General features: G+C 62.8%; 16 protein-coding genes. 9 read left to right on the top strand and 7 right to left on the bottom strand.

All coding sequences use genetic code 11. The features are described from left to right. Positions 1–8: 8 nt before the first annotated feature. On the bottom strand, positions 9–920 hold the full coding sequence (locus FHR21_RS13785) for a LysR family transcriptional regulator (RefSeq protein WP_184099250.1): 912 nt from the start codon (positions 918–920) through the stop codon (positions 9–11). A 219-nt stretch (positions 921–1139) separates the two neighbouring features. On the opposite strand from FHR21_RS13785, the gene FHR21_RS13780 reads away from it, so the two are divergent. After that, positions 1140–1574, top strand: coding sequence for a Zn-ribbon domain-containing OB-fold protein (locus FHR21_RS13780; protein ID WP_246427241.1), 435 nt, complete (start codon positions 1140–1142; stop codon positions 1572–1574). Further along, positions 1571–2713 carry a thiolase family protein gene (locus FHR21_RS13775; RefSeq protein WP_184099246.1) on the top strand — a complete coding sequence of 381 codons (1143 nt, stop codon included), beginning with the start codon at positions 1571–1573 and terminating at the stop codon, positions 2711–2713. The genes FHR21_RS13780 and FHR21_RS13775 overlap by 4 nt, the downstream gene beginning before the upstream one ends. Before the next feature lie 232 nt (positions 2714–2945). Here the strand turns inward: FHR21_RS13775 and FHR21_RS13770 are convergent, their stop codons facing one another. Then, positions 2946–3824 carry a TauD/TfdA dioxygenase family protein gene (locus FHR21_RS13770; protein WP_184099244.1) on the bottom strand — a complete coding sequence of 293 codons (879 nt, stop codon included), beginning with the start codon at positions 3822–3824 and terminating at the stop codon, positions 2946–2948. 81 nt (positions 3825–3905) lie between these two features. On the opposite strand from FHR21_RS13770, the gene FHR21_RS13765 reads away from it, so the two are divergent. Continuing rightward, positions 3906–4829: a LysR family transcriptional regulator gene (locus tag FHR21_RS13765; RefSeq protein ID WP_184099242.1), complete on the top strand. Its 924-nt coding sequence runs from the start codon at positions 3906–3908 to the stop codon at positions 4827–4829. A gap of 165 nt (positions 4830–4994) precedes the next feature. On the opposite strand, the gene FHR21_RS13760 is transcribed toward FHR21_RS13765, so the two are convergent. Genes FHR21_RS13760 through FHR21_RS21080 form a run of 4 tightly spaced genes read right to left on the bottom strand, consistent with a single transcriptional unit; the run spans position 4995 to position 7245 of the window. Beyond that, positions 4995–5783 carry an enoyl-CoA hydratase-related protein gene (locus FHR21_RS13760; RefSeq protein WP_246427226.1) on the bottom strand — a complete coding sequence of 263 codons (789 nt, stop codon included), beginning with the start codon at positions 5781–5783 and terminating at the stop codon, positions 4995–4997. 20 nt (positions 5784–5803) lie between these two features. Beyond that, complete coding sequence (locus FHR21_RS13755) at positions 5804–6601, bottom strand: enoyl-CoA hydratase/isomerase family protein (RefSeq protein WP_184099238.1); 798 nt, start codon at positions 6599–6601, stop codon at positions 5804–5806. Between the two features lie 60 nt (positions 6602–6661). Beyond that, a complete protein-coding gene (locus FHR21_RS13750; RefSeq protein WP_184099236.1) occupies positions 6662–7099 on the bottom strand; it encodes a Zn-ribbon domain-containing OB-fold protein in 438 nt (145 codons plus the stop codon). A gap of 20 nt (positions 7100–7119) precedes the next feature. Continuing rightward, entirely contained in the window at positions 7120–7245 is a 126-nt protein-coding gene (locus tag FHR21_RS21080; protein WP_276569278.1) for a hypothetical protein, read from the bottom strand. Between the two features lie 74 nt (positions 7246–7319). Here FHR21_RS21080 and FHR21_RS13745 point away from each other — a divergent pair, with 74 nt between their 5' ends. After that, positions 7320–8510, top strand: coding sequence for a thiolase family protein (locus FHR21_RS13745; RefSeq protein ID WP_184099233.1), 1191 nt, complete (start codon positions 7320–7322; stop codon positions 8508–8510). Between the two features lie 22 nt (positions 8511–8532). On the opposite strand, the gene FHR21_RS13740 is transcribed toward FHR21_RS13745, so the two are convergent. Continuing rightward, positions 8533–9552 (bottom strand): NADPH:quinone oxidoreductase family protein, encoded by a 1020-nt coding sequence (locus FHR21_RS13740; RefSeq protein ID WP_221235177.1) that lies wholly within the window; start codon positions 9550–9552, stop codon positions 8533–8535. A 187-nt stretch (positions 9553–9739) separates the two neighbouring features. Here FHR21_RS13740 and FHR21_RS13735 point away from each other — a divergent pair, with 187 nt between their 5' ends. Genes FHR21_RS13735 through FHR21_RS13715 form a run of 5 tightly spaced genes read left to right on the top strand, consistent with a single transcriptional unit; the run spans position 9740 to position 15835 of the window. Next, positions 9740–10522, top strand: coding sequence for an enoyl-CoA hydratase-related protein (locus FHR21_RS13735; protein ID WP_221235176.1), 783 nt, complete (start codon positions 9740–9742; stop codon positions 10520–10522). Beyond that, positions 10519–11337 carry an enoyl-CoA hydratase-related protein gene (locus FHR21_RS13730; protein WP_184099231.1) on the top strand — a complete coding sequence of 273 codons (819 nt, stop codon included), beginning with the start codon at positions 10519–10521 and terminating at the stop codon, positions 11335–11337. Before FHR21_RS13735 ends, FHR21_RS13730 begins: the two co-directional genes overlap by 4 nt. After that, a complete protein-coding gene (locus FHR21_RS13725; RefSeq protein WP_184099229.1) occupies positions 11322–13541 on the top strand; it encodes a CoA transferase in 2220 nt (739 codons plus the stop codon). The genes FHR21_RS13730 and FHR21_RS13725 overlap by 16 nt, the downstream gene beginning before the upstream one ends. Continuing rightward, positions 13541–14335, top strand: a complete 795-nt coding sequence (locus FHR21_RS13720; RefSeq protein ID WP_184099227.1) for an SDR family oxidoreductase — start codon at positions 13541–13543, stop codon at positions 14333–14335. Before FHR21_RS13725 ends, FHR21_RS13720 begins: the two co-directional genes overlap by 1 nt. Before the next feature lie 39 nt (positions 14336–14374). Then, positions 14375–15835, top strand: coding sequence for an aldehyde dehydrogenase family protein (locus FHR21_RS13715; protein ID WP_184099225.1), 1461 nt, complete (start codon positions 14375–14377; stop codon positions 15833–15835). The last annotated feature ends 59 nt before the right edge of the window (positions 15836–15894 follow it).

The raw sequence follows: 15894 nt of genomic DNA, 5'->3' as shown, positions 1-15894 counted from the left end.
TAAGCCATTTAGGTAGTTCGCTCGCCCGCAGCCGCGTCGGTGCCGCCGGCTTCGGCCGATCGCGCACACAAAGCCCAGAACCGTTCGGCGGCCCGGCCGAGTTCGCGCCCCTTGATCCGGCACAGCACGTGCTCGAGTTCGATCCCCTCGACGGGAATTGCGCTTATGTCGCGGTCGAGCGATGCCAGCCCTCGTTCATCGAGCGCCATCGCGACCATCGCCCCGCGACCGGCAACCGAATGCTCGATCGCGCGGAGGTCGAACTCCGGCACCTCACTGGTCACCATACCGAGTTTCTCGAAGCGCTCCCGCAAGCCGACATGAAGGGCGCCGCCCCACTCCTTCGGGGGCAAGCCGATCGTTCCGCCCTTGAGGTCGTCCAGTTTCCTCGCCTTCTTGCTCTGGGCGAGGGCGTAAATTCCCGCGGAACCGAAAGATATGAAATCCATTTCGACCACGCCGGTAGCCAACTCACGGGGAATCAAGGCAAGGTCGATACTCCATTCGTCGAGCGACTTCACCAGCGCGGCCGGATAGTTCATCTCGGTCTCGAGCTCGAAGTTGTGATAGCGCTGAACGAAGTCGAGCGTCGCCGTCTTGAGCCCGCTCACATCGATAATCGGGACATAGCAACCCAACTTCACCATCTGGCTTCGGCTTTGCGAGAGACTGCGTGCCGCTTCACGAAAGAGCCGGGCCGACTCGGCGATTTGGCGGGCGTGGGGCAAAAGCAGTTCGCCGGCTTCCGAAACACGCACGCCGACATTCTCGCGCACGAGCAATTGTACGCCGAGCTCATATTCCAGCTTTCGCATCTGGGCCGACAGCCATGGCTGCGCGATGTTGAGCCGGGTGGCAGCGCGCGTGAAAGAACCCTCTTCCGCGATAGTGGCGAATAATGTGATCCAGCGTAAATTCATCCCGCCTACCTATCGCGACGGCCGGACCAGTCAACCTGCTCTCGCCGGCGCTGTTTGGGGACCCGTGCCGATTGCCAGCATCGCTCCTAATTTTTGGCAAACCCGTCTGCGGCGTTACGCCGGATATGGGGTAGCGATGCGTCGCGCGGCATATGCCGATGGCACTGATGGAGACTGCCGGGCAGCGGCTCCGAACGCCGAAACTGGAAAGTGGAACGCATGAACGACATTACAGCGACAGAGAGACCGGTCGCGCCCTACACCGAACTGGACGAGAACGGAGCGCCGTATCTTCTCGGCAGTCGCTGTGGTGCCTGCGGCCAGACCCATCTGGGCCGGTTCGAGAATTGCCCGAAATGCGGTGCGCGCAACGCCATGGATGTTGTCAGGCTCGCATCGCACGGCACGTTGTACAATTATACGATCGTCCACCGCAGCCTTCCCGGAGTGAAAGTCCCCTTCGTGTCCGCCACGGTCGATCTCGATGGCGGCGGCACCGTTCGCGGCAATCTGATCGATATCGTGCCCGACCCGTCGCATGTGAAATTCGGCATGCCGGTCGACGTGATCTTCCGTTCCGCCTCGACCGCTGTCGCCGATGGCGACGGCTTTATTGCCCATTTCTTCATCCCCGCACAGGAAGCCGCGCAATGAGCAACGACGTCTATGTTGTCGGTATCGATATGATCAAGTTCGGCCGTTTTGACGATGCCAAGCCCGAAAGCCTGGCCGCCCGGGCCACATTGCTGGCGCTCGACGATTGCGGACAGACCATCCAGGACATGCAGGCGATCTATGCGGGTACCTGCAACGGCACGATGATGGGACAGCGCATGCTGCACTACATCGGTCAGACAGGCGCGCCGGTCGTCAACGTCACCAATGCCTGTGCCACCGGGGCAACGGCTTTTCGCGAAGCGTTCATCGCCATCAAGGCAGGCCTGTACGACACCTGCCTCGCCGTCGGTTCGGAGAAGATGGGCAAGGGCATGCTCGTACCCAAGAACAGCGGCGGGACGGCCATACCGACGGAGGGTCTTTTAGGCTCCGGCGTGATGCCATCGGTATTTGCGCAGATGGGGATGGAACACAGCCGAAAATACGGGACCACCTTCGAACAGTTCGCACGCGTGTCGGAAAAGAACCACAAGCATTCCGTGCTCAATCCGAAAGCCATGTATCAGAAGGAAACCCCGCTCGACATGGTGATGGAGGCGGAGATGATCGCCTATCCGCTTACCAAGCTCATGTGTTCGGTCAACGTCGATGGCGCGGCAGCCGCCGTCTTGATGAGCGAGAAGCGCACGAAGGAACTCGGACTCATGAACCGCGCCGTTCGCGTGAAAGGGTCGGGTCTTGCCAGCGATCCCTTCACCGATCGCAATCTCGTCATGCAGGACGTGAATACGGTCACCCGCCTCGCCGCGGCGCGCGCCTATGAGATGGCGGGCGTCGGGCCCGAAGACGTGAATCTTGTCGAGCTGCACGACTGTTTCGCCACCGCCGAGATACCGCACTACGAGAATCTGGGCTTGTGTGCCGAAGGCGAAGGCGGCGCCTTTCTCGACAGCGGTGCGACGACATTTGGCGGCAAGGTTCCCGTCAACCTGTCGGGCGGCCTGCTATCGAAGGGGCATCCCTTGGGTGCGACCGGCATCGCGAACATTTACGAGATTGCGCAGCATCTTCGCGGCGAGGCGGGCAAGCGCCAGATGGAAGGGGCGACGATCGGCCTGACCCACGTCGTCGGACTGGGAAGCGCCTGCGCGGTTCACATTCTTGAGAAGGCCTGATCTTTCGTACGGCCTCCGAACATCGAGAGCCGCCCTTCCCGATGAGGCAGGGCGGCTCGGCATCTCCGATCTCCCCGCCGCCCTCGGGCCATAAGCCTTCCGAGAAGTTGGCATCGCCCGCCACTTCGCGATACTTGATCTCGCTGAGAAAGCCGCCGCAAGCATTGCTGAAGACGTCAACGCGAGGTGAAATCGCCATAATATCCTTGTAGCGCGTGATGACATTGCACTGCTACCCAACCTTGGACCGCTCACCGATTACCAACCGCTGCATCGACCGGCGGTGGCCGTGATAATCGTTGACCGCAAAATGCCATGTCTGTCGATTGTCCCAAATGGCAATCGCCTTCTCCTGCCAGCGCAAGCGGCACTGAAACTCCGGCTGGTGGCAATGCTCGAAAAGCGATGCGAGCAGTCCTTGGGAGAGTTTCGCGCTCCAGCCCTCGAATTTTACGACATAGCCCGGGTTGACGAAGAGCACCTCTTCGCCGGTTTCGGGGATGGTGGTGACGACCGGGTGAACCGCGGTCTTGTTGAGAGCAGGCTTGCCGCCCTGCGGCGGGCGCTCGAGGAGGAACTGCGCCGCATATTTGCCGTCGCGGATCAGGTAGGATCTCGAATGCAATGCTCTCAGGCTTCGGAGCGTGTCCTTGACGCTGTCGGGAAGCGCAGCAAAGGCGGCCTTGGCGCTAAGAAAAAGCGTGTCGCCACCGTGCGGCGGGATTTCGAGGGCGCGAAGCATGGTGAAGGCGAGCGGCTTTTCCAGATATGTGTGATCGGTGTGCCACATATCACCGATGCTCGTGACATGACCGGCCTCCTTTACGAGCGACCCGACCTGCGGATAGCCGGCCGGATGCGCCAGCGTATCATTGACTTCCAGTTCGCCGAACGCTTCGCCCAGCCGCACATATTGCGCAAGCGTCAGATCCTGTCCCGGAATAAACAGCACGCCATGGCGTGACAGTGCAGCCCGCAACTCGCGGCACACGGTATCCGTCAGCGGGCCCGAAAGGTCGATCCCGGTGATCTCGGCGCCAATGTGACCGCCGATCGGCGACACCAGCATGCCGGTGGCCATATCCTTCTGCTCGAATATCGCGCTGCTCATATTCTTCGCCTTCTTCTCCTATACCCGTAGAAGAATATGAAACGCCACCCCGCTCGACAATGGGCTTGCCATGCGTCATTGATGTATGATCATCATCAATATGACCGGTCAATAGTTTTGAGCCCTCTGCACCTCTCGCGCTTCGCCGCCGTCGCCCGGACCATGTCGTTCAGCGCCGCTGCCCGCGCGCTTGGGATCGATCAGGCGACGCTTTCGCGCCAGATACGGCAGCTTGAGAGGGACCTTGGCTTTGCGCTGTTCCAGCGGACCACGCGCACCGTCACCCTGACCGAAGAAGGCGCAACCCTCGTCCCCGAAGCCGAGGCACTTACCGCGGCATGGGAGGCCGCACAGGCGCGTATCCGCCTGCTCAGGCGCGAAAATGGTGCGCGCCTACGCTTTGGCATGCATCCGTTCGTTTATTGGTCGTCAGAGATACGCGCGCTGTTGAAAGCATTCTGCGACGAAGGGCGCGGCACGGTCGAAACCAGCAGCGGGACCAGCATGCGCAGCCTCGGCAAACTCGACCTCGGCCTGCTGGATGCTGCGCTGGCGCTGAAAAGCCTCCTTCCTGACAGCTATGAAAGGATTCCCGCCATGCAGGTGACGCCGCATCTGGTACTTCCCGCCGAACATCCGGTCGCGTCGGAATCCGTCGTCACGGACGAGATGATGAGCAGCATTCGCACCGCAACCTTTCGTCCGAGTCGTGACCGCCAGGATTTCGATGCCGTATTTGGCGCAGTGCTCGCCAATTCGGCCGATATCACAGTCGTCAGCGAAGGCGCCGCGGCCGTCGTCTTCCACGCGGTTGCCGATCGGCTGGCCATGATCAGTCTTCGCCCCCACGAAAGCCCCGCGCCCGAGGGCTTCGTGCGTCGTCCCCTCGCCCGGGCACAACCGGTGGATTTCGTTCTGGCGCGGACGCAAAGGGACGATCGCGGCACGATCAACCGGTTCTGGAACCTGGCGCAAAGGATGTTCGAACGGCGGCGCTCCGCTTGATGTCCGAAGGACCACTTCCCGCGCGCAGTGCCATGACGCGGGCGCCATCGCCGCGACGCATTGACCAACAAGAAGGCAGCGGCCGCGCGCTTCGCCGGCGCAGCGCGTCAAGACCATGACATTTCGCGCGCGCATCGCGCACCGCCTGCCCCGCGCCCTTGCGATTCATGTGCCGGTAAAAATCGGGTTTCGCTTTTCCCGGAAAGCCAGGCTGGCTTCCTTCACATCCTTCGTCCGCACACAGCGCGCCGTGTTAAACGCCTCGCGCTCGATCGTCGTTTCGAGTGAGCTGCCCGACGCCGCCCGCAGATTCTGCTTCATGCAGCGGAACGCCACGCTCGGCCCCGCCGCCAGGCCCGCAGCAAATCGCTCTGCCGCCTCGGCGAACCCTTCGGAAGGCAGTACCCGGTTGACGAGACCGAGTTCGCTGCATCGGACGGCATCGAGCTTCTCGTTGAGCATCAGCAATTCCGCGGCGCGCGAAGGGCCGGCAAGCCGGTTCAGGAAATAGCTTAGCCCGAGATCGCCGCTGAGGCCGATACGGGCATAGGCCGTACGCATCACTGCATCGTCGGCCATCACGCGCAAGTCGCACGCCAGCGCCAGCGCCATGCCCGATCCCGCCGCGGCGCCGTTGACCAGCGCAATTGTCGGCTTTCCCATCCGGTGCAGCACCACGGCGGTGCGGCCATGCGCAATAATCGCATCGGCTCGCTCCTCGATCGTTTCGGGCCGGGAGGCGCTGGCGGCATCCTCTCTGCTCTTGCGCACGTCGCCACCCGAGCAGAAGGCCCGGCCCGCGCCCGTGAGCGCCACGGCACCGACGTCGGGATCATTGCCTGCCGCCGCGACGGCCGCCTGCAGACGATGATGCAAGTCCGCCGTCAGCGCGTTCATCCGGTCGGGGCGGTTCAGCGTGATGATCCGCAGCCGTCCCTCGTCGCGGACCAGCAATTCGCTTTCGCTGTCTTTGCTCATCTCAGTTTCCATGGCTTGGACTGCGCAATGGATTTGCCTGGCTTGGTCACTCCGACAGCCCCCTTGCTGACCTGCACATACTGCACCGCGCCTGCGATGGCCTGATCGCGCGGGAGGCTCTGCGCGACCCATAGCGCCTTGACACTGCCCTGGGTCGGAACCGGATCGCGCGCGGCAATGCTCTGCGCGATTTCCTGCGCGCGATCCCACAATTCCTCGCGCTTCACGACTTCCGTCACCAGGCTCATCCGCATCGCGGTCTGTGCACTTATGCGCTCGTCGTCCGCCATCAGCACCATGCGGCTGATTTCCTGATATGGGATCCGGCCGAGCATGCCGATCGGCTCGACCGAGGACAGCTTGCCGAATTTGAGATGCGGATCGAAAAAGGTCGCGTCTTCCGAACAGATTGCGATGTCCGCTTCGTTGAGCCAGTAGAAGGCGCCTCCGGCGGCCATGCCATGTACGGCCACGACGAAGGGTTTCCACACCCTGTTCGTTTTGGGGCCAAGCCAGTCACCCGGATCGTCATAGTCGAAGGGAGAAGGCATGTCGTCTTCGGCACGCCAGCCGGTGCGTATATCCACCCCGGTGCAAAACGCCTTTCCCGCCGCGGCGCGCAACACGACGCAGCGTACAGCTTCGGCCCGCCGTGCCTCGTTCCAGAGCCGCTCGAAGTCGCGAATGGTATCGATATTGAAACTGTTGGCCTTCTCGGGACGATTCAACGTCACGGTCAGCACGCCATCGGCCAGGTGGACGAGGATATTGGTATAGTCGCTTTGATCAAACATCAATGTTGACCTATCACCAAAGGCGGCTGACACTATTATGCGATCATGTCCATTCAGGAACTATTGCGGGGACTGATCCGGCTCGAACAGCGCAAGCCAGGTGTCCTCGATATTTTCGAATATGACGCGCACCTTCATTCCGATGTGAAGATCGCCCGGATCGCAGTTGACGATATTTGTCGTGAGGTTGAGCCCCTCCTGCTCATCCAGGGTGACAAGCCCCACGGAAAAAGCCTCGTCGAGACCGCGAAACCATTTCTGGCGGTTGATTGTCCAGGTCTCGAGCATTCCCTTTCCCGACACCGCTTCCGGCCGAACGTCGCGCGAATGGCACTTGGGGCAAGCGTCGCGATGCGGATGAATATAGTGCCGGCACGACTGGCATCGACTTATGCGGAGGACGCCATCGGCCCCCGATCGCCAGAACTCACCCTTGGCGCCGCTTTCTATAACGGGAAGATATCGACGTGGTGGTGCGTTGCGCAGAGTCTGGTTCATAGCTAAAAATCCTGTGTTCTTCACAGGGGTGCTAGCGCCATCGCGCGGGGCAACGCAACCGGAACGCCGCGCACGCTTTCCTCGATATTGCGCGCAAAAGCGTCGGCTTGGCGGAGGAAATGGAGAAAAGCGCCGATATCGGGCACATTACATATGGTCCTTGCCGCACCATATCTGAAAGGAGGAACCAGGCAGATACAGGCTCGACGAGGAAATCTAAATGCCCATCACGAACGGCAGCATACAGGCGGCAATCACCGGCGTCGGGCTGTGCGCGCCTGGCCGCGACAATGTTCGCCCGATCATGGAAGTGATGCTCGATGCGATCGATGAGGCCTTGCAGGATGCGGGGCTCACGCTGCAGGACATCGACGGTATCGCGACATTTCCTCTCCGTGCTTCCTACAAGAACGACTCCCCGATCGATGTTACCGAGCTTAAGGAAACGCTCGGTATCGACCTCAATTTCTTTTCGGGCGGCGTAGAGGGCCCGGCACAATTCACGTCGATCTTCGACGCCGTGGGTGCGGTCATGTCTGGGCAAGCGCGCCACGTTCTGTGCTACCGGACACTCGCCCAATATACGCAGCAGCTCGAGGACCGCGCCAACCCTCGCAAGCCTTCGGATGGCTATGAACGGGTGACCGGAAAATGGATGTATCACCGGCCATTCAACGTCGTGTCGCCGGTGGCCTGCACCGCGATGATGTTCCGCCGCCACATGCACGAATTCGGTACGACGAGGGAACAGCTCGGACATCTCGTACTCAATACAAGGAGGAACGCGGCACGGAATCCCCGCGCTATCTACCGGGATCCCATGACCATGGACGACTATCTGGGCGCGCGGATGATCTGCGATCCGCTCGGTCTCTATGATTGCGACGCACTTCTGGACAGCTCGACTGTGGTGATCGTTTCGCGGCTCGACGCGGCAAAGGACCTCCGCAAGAAACCGCTGGTCATCGAAAGCTTCTCCGGCAGGGTCGGCAATCATTACAGCTGGGATCAGTTCGAACCGAAATGGGGGATGATGGCGTTGGAAAACGGCCCCCATCTGTGGACGCGGACCGATTTCAAGCCAAAGGATGTGCGGGTCGCCAACCTCTATGACGGGTTCAGTCCGCAGACCCTGATCTGGCTCGAGGCGCTGGGCTTCTGCGGACATGGCGAAAGCGGTGCGTTCGTCGATGGCGGGCATCGTATCGCGCTCGACGGGGAGCTTCCCTTGAACACCGGCGGCGGGCAGTTATCGGGCGGGCGGATGCACGGCTACGGCCTGCTTTGGGAGACGTGCATCCAGATGTGGGGCGAAGGCGGCGATCGCCAAGTGCCCGGCGATGTGAATGTCGGTGTCGCCGCTGCGGGCGGTGGACCACTCGCGGGCTCCATCCTCCTCCGCCGCGACTGACAGATTCGTTTGGACCACGTCGTCAGTCCATCACAAGCACGACCTTCCCGAGCGCCTTGCCAGAACCGGCGCGCTCCAATGCATCGCGAAAGCGAGCGAGCGGAAATATCTGCACGGGCGGCGGCGGAAACACCCCGTCCGCGATCCACTTGCGCAGCAGGTTGCGATTGGCTTCTGCCTTTTCCGGCTCGCGCAGGTTGAAATTGCGGACGTCGACTCCGACCAGCGATGCCCCTTTGAGGAGCGGCAGATTGGCCTTGAGGCCCGGGATCTCGCCGCCAACGAAGCCGATCACCAGATGCCGTCCATTCCAGGCCAGCGAGCGGAACGCGGGATCGAAGAGCGGACCGCAGACCGGGTCGAACACCACGTCGATTTGACCGCCGCCGACCGCATCGGCCAGGCGATCGCGCCAGCCATCGGGATCGGTGTCGACGGCTGCAGCCGCGCCCAGCCGCAAGGCATAGTCACGCCTTTCGGCCGTCGAGGCCGCGGCGATCACCCGCGCACCGAGGATCTGCGCGATCGTCACTGCCGCGCTGCCGACGCCCCCTGCCGCGCCGAAGACCAATATGGTCTCGCCCTCTTGCACGCCTCCCCGGCCGGTCAGCGCGTAGAGTGCAGTCAGCGCATTGACCCGGATGCTGGCCGCAGCAGCGAAGTCCATGTCATCCGGCAGCGTCACCAGATGCCTCGCCGGCGCCAGCGTATAATCGGAAAACCCGTCTTTCACCGTCACGAGCGACAGCACCCGGTCCCCGACCGACACATTATCGACGCCCCGCCCCAGCGCATCGACGATTCCCGCCACTTCCACGCCCGGGGTGAAGGGAACTGTCGCTGCCATCTGATATCGCCCGGTGGCATGAAGCGCGTCGACATGGCCGACACCGCACGCCTTGATCCGCAGCCGCACCTCGCCCTCGGCCGGCTCCGGAATATCGCGCGCGGTAATTTCATAAGCGTCGATCGCACGCACGGTCGTGGTGGTGATACTGCGTCCCTGCAATGCCCGCTCCTGGCCCTCGTTAAGCCCGGTCAAGCTAGCGGCGCAGGCTCATTGCACCTCATTCGGGATAAGTCCCACTAAGTGAGCAGATACCTTAGCCGCCCCAGAAAGCCCGATTTCGCGTGGTTTTCGCTGTACCGACGGCGGTTCATTCAGTCCGGGCGACCAGTTGACGAACCGTCAGTTCAGAATAGTGTGGCGGCAAGGGAGAGTGGAATCGATGTTTGGTTTCGAGCGCATCAGTTACGAAATGGCAGGGCGTGTCGCGATTGTGACAATCCGGCGCGCCGAGGCGCGCAACGCGCTCGACAACCTCGCCAATATCGAACTGGGCCGAGCCTTCGATCATTTTGCCGCAGACGATGAGGCCTGGGTCGCCATCATAACCGGCGACGGCGAGAAGGCTTTCTGCGCCGGGAACGACATGAAGGCCCGTGCCCGCGGCGAGCAGTTGACCCAGGAGAAATGGTCGGGCGGATTTGGCGGACTGGCCAAGCGGCACGATCTGTTCAAACCGGTGATATGTGCCGCAAATGGCTCCGCATTGGGCGGAGGTTTCGAGATTCTGCTCGCCTGCGACATCGTGATCGCAGCCGATCATGCGATGTTCGGCCTCCCCGAGGTGAAATTCGGCCAGCTCGCCGGTGCGGGCGGAGCGCATCGCGTCCCGCGCGCGCTCCCGTGGCAGAAGGCCATGGGACTCCTGCTCACCGGCCGCAGCATCACGGCCGGGGAAGCCGCCGACTATGGCTTCGTCAACGAGGTTGTCCCGCATGCTGCCCTGATGTCCACAGCCCTTCGCTGGGCGAACGAGATAGCGGACAATTCTCCGCTTGCCGTACGCGCCACGAAGGAAACCGCAATGTGCGGCCTCGCCCGGCCCCTCAGCGAGGTGATCGACCATTCGTTTCCGGGCCGCGATGCACTGCGAGCGTCTGAAGATTTCCTCGAAGGCCCGCGAGCCTTTGCCGAAAAGCGCAGGCCGTTGTGGAAAGGCAAATGAGCGCCGCTTCGGGCGGGCAGGCCGACGACGCCGGAATTGAAGTTTCGATCGACGGGCCGGTTTTGACCGTCACCCTTTCCAGGCCAGATCGGCTGAACGCGCTCACGCCCGAAATGCACTTTGCCCTGAACCGGGCCTTTGACCGGTTCGATGTCGACGACAGGCTCCGGATTGCGATCCTGATGGCACACGGCCGCGCCTTCTGCGTCGGTTCCGACCTCAAGGCTGCGGCGGAGCGCCGCTCGCGCGGCGAAGGCGCGCTGGTGCTTCCGGCCGGCGGCTATGGCGGCATCGCGGTCCGCTTCGGCCGAACCAAACCGGTGATCGCAGCCGTAAACGGTGATGCGATCGGCGGCGGCTTCGAACTGGCACTCGCCTGCGACCTGATTGTCGCGGCCGAAAATGCCCGTTTCGCGCTGCCGGAGCCCCGTTTCGGCATGGTTGCGATCGGCGGCGGTCCGCATCGGCTTGTCCGCGCGGTGGGTGCGAAGCGAGCCATGGACATTGCGTTGACCGCGCGTTTCCTGTCGGCGGCCGAAGCGTTTGAGATGGGCATCGTCAACCGGGTGGTCGGCGCCGGAGCATTGGACGCAGCCGTGCGTGAGCTTTCTGCGTCCGTACTGCGCTGCGGGCCAGGTGCAACCGCAGCGACGCTGCAGATTGTCAAGGATACGTTGGACTTCCCGTCCCTGCAGGATGCACTTGCGCGGCAGGAAGACGCGCAGAGTTTCACACGCTGGCGCGCCAGCGACGAAGGCCGCGAGGGCGCCAGCGCCTTCACGCAGAAACGCAAACCGGCGTGGACGATATCGTGAACGCAGCTTCTGACAGCCTGCCGTTCGCTGGCCTTCGCGTCATCGATTGCGCCGAGGGCATTGCCGGGTCCGTTGCCGCGATGATGCTCGGCCAGATGGGCGCCGAAGTCGTCAAGGTCGAGCCAACGGGCGGATCGAAGCAGCGAGGCAGCGCAGGTTTTGCCGCGCGGCAGCAAGGAAAGCGCAGTATCGTGCTGGACCTCGAAACCGACGGCGGAAATTTCGTCGCGCTTCTGGCCGGCGCGGACGTCCTTATTCATGAACCCGGCCTCCCCGAGCCCTTTCTGGCGACCGCGCCCCATCTGGTGACCAGTTGCATTTCGTCGGCGCCGCCGGGCATCGGTCATGACGACCTGCCTGCCGACGATTTCCTCGTCATGGCGGCAATCGGCCTGCTCGACGAACAGCCTGCCACGCGCCGCGACGGGCCCGCCTTTGTCCGGCTTCCCTTCGGCAGCTATTGCGCGGCATGGCTCGCCGCCACCGGGATCGGCGCACGCCTGTTCGCGCGCATGCGGGGCGCGCCGCCAGGGCCTGCCGATACGTCGATCATGCAAGGCGCACTGCTTCCCGCGATGATGTTGTGGCGCGACGCTGAGAGACCCACGGAGGCCCTGGTCGGCCGGATCGACAAGCGCATGCTTCCCTCGATTTTCGAATGCGCCGACGGCATCTGGCTGCATATCATGAAGAATGCCGATGACACGCCGCTGATGAAGCAACTGCTCGACGAAATGGGGCCGGAGGCGGTAGCGTCCGAAAATGCGAAATGGCCGGCCCATTTCCGCTACAAAAATTGGGGCGCCAATGTGCGCGCTTTCCGGAGCCGTCCCAGCGCCGAATGGCTCGAGGACCTGTGGGCGGCTGACATTCCGGTGCAGCCGGCGATGCTGCCCGGTGAACTTTACGCCGACGCGCAGGCAGTGGCGAACCGCTATGTCGTCGAGATCGAGGATCACGAGATGGGCAGGATCCGCGTGCCGGGCGCTCCGGTCACGATCAACCCCGCCGCCGATGCGGGTCGACCCGTTTCCAAGATCGGAGCGGATCGCGATGCAGTGCTTGCCTTGCGAAAGCCCGCAGCTTTCCCCGCCTTGTCAGGCTCGGCCGATTCCCGCCTGCTCGCCGGCGTCAGGGTCGTCGATTTCGGCAATTACCTCGCCGGTCCGCTCGCCACGATGCTGCTCGCTGACCTTGGAGCCGATGTGATCAAGGTTGAGCCTCCCGCGGGCGATCCGATGCGTGCAAACGAGTCGGCTTTTCTCGGCTGCCAACGCGGCAAGCGTTCGCTCGCTCTCGATCTGCGCAGGCCGGAAGCGCGGGAAATCATCGATCGCCTGGTAGAGGGCGCGGACATCGTCCACCATAATATCCGGCTTCCGACCGCCCGCAAGTTCGGGCTGGCTTGGGAGGATGTGTCGGTCACGAACCCGCGCGCCATTTTCGGCCATGTCAGTGCTTATGGGCCCGAAGGCGTCCGTCGGCACTGGCCGGGCTACGACCAGCTTTTTCAAGCCTGTACCGGCTGGGAATGGGCGCACGCCGGCGAGGGCAATCGTCCGGCTTGGTTGCGTTTCGGTATGATGGATCACATGTGCGCGGCGTCCCTTGCCTTCGGCATGATGGCAGCCCTGTATCGGCGCGAACGAACCGGCAGGGGCAGCCCGGTCGCAGCCTCGCTCCTCGGCGCCGCAGTTCTGACGATGTCCGGCACCGCCATGCGTGCCGATGGTTCGCTGACGAACAGTTTACCGGCCCTCGACGCCGACCAGACGGGGCCAATCGATGGTCGGGGGCTGGCCAAATGCGTGGATGGATGGATTGCCTATGCCGGTCCCGACCAACGCGCGCCCGCGCCGCAATCGTTCGCAAGCTACCGCTGCGACGAGGCATTGTCCGCGCTCGGCGCCAGAGGCTATGCAGCGATCCGCATTCCCGAGGAGGCTGGCAAGGCATTCCTGCATGACGCCGCGCTCGAGAAGCGCGGCCTCGTCGCGCGCTATTCCCATCCGGTCTATGGCGAATTGCGGCACCCGGGGGCCTTTTGGTCGATGGAGGCGACCCCGGTCAGTCCGCGCCGCGCGCCGCCCGTGCTTGATCAGCACCGGGAGGAAATTCTGGCCGAGATCGGCTTTTCGCCAACAGACATTGCACGGTTCGAGAAGGCCGGCATCGTCGGCGCATCCGAGGGAATGAGGACGTAATGAGACTAGAAGGCAAGGTTGCGCTCGTAACCGGCGCATCGCGCGGCATAGGCCGCGCCATCGCGAAACGCTTCGCAGACGAGGGCGCATATGTCGCCATGCTGGCACGCGGCCACGAAGAACTGGAGCGGGCCGCAGCCGAGATCGGCGAACGGACGCTGCCCTGCCCCGCAGACATCGGCGATCCCGAATCGGTGCGCCGGATTTTCGGCGAGCTCGGCGAGAAGTTCGGCGGCCTCGACATTCTCGTCAACAATGCCGCCCTCGCCACACCCAATCCGATTGCCGAGGCAGTGGATGCCGACGTTCAGAAGGAGGTGGCGGTCAACCTGCTCGGCCCACTCTACTGCAGCCGCGAGGCGATCCCGCTCATGCGCGCACGGGGCGGGGGCGATATCGTGAATATCAGTTCGGAATCGGTCAACCATCCCTATCCCCATCTGGGCCTGTATGCTGCCACGAAATCGGCTCTGGAGACACTGTCGGTGGTGCTGCGGACCGAACTTGCCGATGATCACATACGGGTTACCACCTATCGCTCGGGCAATGTGCGCGGCACGTTCAGCCGCGGGTGGTCGGACGAGGCGCGAACGCGCGCCCGCGCCGCAGCGCGCGATGCCGGCTTCTATGGCAAATCGGGCGCACAGATCGAACCGGAAATTCCCGCAGAAACCATCCTCACCATCGTCACGCTCCCGCGTGAGGCGCAGATAGACCTGATCGAACTGCGCGGCGCGCAACCCACCAGCAAGACGATCGCGACGCGTATGGCGGCGGACCCTTCAAAAGTCTGACGAAGCGGACCGCCAGAGACATCGAAAAGGACATACTCCATGACACTCAAACTCCAGACCAAGCTCTACATCGGCGGACAGTTCGTGGATGGCGGCGCGGGCGGCGAAGAAGTCATCAATCCGGCGACCGAGCAGGTGATCGGTATCGCCCCGGTGGGTTCTCTCGACGATGCCGAGGCGGCCGTCGCGGCTGCGGACGAGGCATTTCGCAAGGGCCCCTGGCCAAAGCTCAGCCGCTTCGAGCGCATCGAATATATGAAGAAATTTTATGCCGCGCTCGAAGCACGCAAGGCGGAGATCATTCCCCTCTTGATCGCCGAGGCCGGCGCGACCCTGTCGCTCGCGAACGGAGCGCAATGGGCGACCGGCATGAAGCATTTCCGCTATTATATGGAACGCGCGGCGGAGGATTTCGGCAAGATGAGCCGCCCCGAAGTGACCGGATCGGTGCTGGGAACCAGCGTCGTCCGCTACGATCCGGTGGGCGTGGTCAGCGTCATCACACCGTACAACTATCCCTTCATGCTGAACCTGGTGAAATCGGTGCCCGCGCTGTTGATGGGCAATACCGTCGTCCTCAAACCGTCCCCCTACACGCCGTTCGCAGCGACGGTTTTCGGCGATATCGCTCGTGACGCAGGTCTCCCCGATGGCGTCTTCAATGTGATGACGGGCGGCCTCGACGTCAGCCGGTTCCTGACATCGGACAAGCGTGTCCGGCTCGTCACCTTTACCGGGTCGGACATGGTGGGCGCCGCTATCATGGAGCAGGCCGCCCCCACGCTGAAGCGACTGATCCTCGAACTCGGCGGCAAGTCCGCGATGATCGTGCGTCCCGACGCAAATCTGGATGCGGCTGTAAGCCAGGGATTGCGGGGCTTTTCCTCGCACTCCGGACAGGGCTGCGCGCTCAACACCCGCCATCTGGTCCACAACTCGATCCGCGGGGAATATGTGGCACGGCTCCGGGACGCCGCAGCGAAAATCAAGCTGGGCAATCCCGCCGATCCATCGACGGAGATGGGGCCCCTGATTCGCAAGGTCGCGCAGGAGCGGGCCGAGAAATATACCCAGATCGGGATCGATTCCGGCGCGAAGCTGATGACCGGGGGCAAGCGGCCCGACCATCTCGACAAGGGCTTCTATTTCGAACCGACCTTCTTCGACGAAGTCGACAATAAATCACGCATCGCGCAGGAAGAGATTTTCGGCCCCATCGCATGCGTCATCGGTTACGATACCGATGAGGAAGCAATCGACATCGCGAATGACAGCGAATTTGCGCTGGCTTGCTATTTCCACTCCGGGGACGTGGCCAAGGCCTATGAAATGGCGCTGCAGATCAACACCGGCCGCTGTGCCATCAACGGCGGCGCGGGCACCCAGCTTTCGGACGAGCCGTTTGGCGGCAATCTTCGTTCCGGGTTCGGGCGCGAGAACGGGATCGAGGGCCTGCTCGAATTCACCAACGCGAACGCCATTTCGTTCCGCGCGGCGTGAAGCATGGTGATCCGCATCGAGCAAGGCCGTGACGGCCGGGCGATCGGCAGCGAGAAAAA

This window comes from Sphingopyxis panaciterrulae, from assembly GCF_014199295.1.
GTDB lineage: Bacteria > Pseudomonadota > Alphaproteobacteria > Sphingomonadales > Sphingomonadaceae > Sphingopyxis > Sphingopyxis panaciterrulae.
The sequence above is the reverse complement of the archived record's forward strand: the minus strand, read 5'-3'. Positions and strand labels throughout refer to the sequence as shown.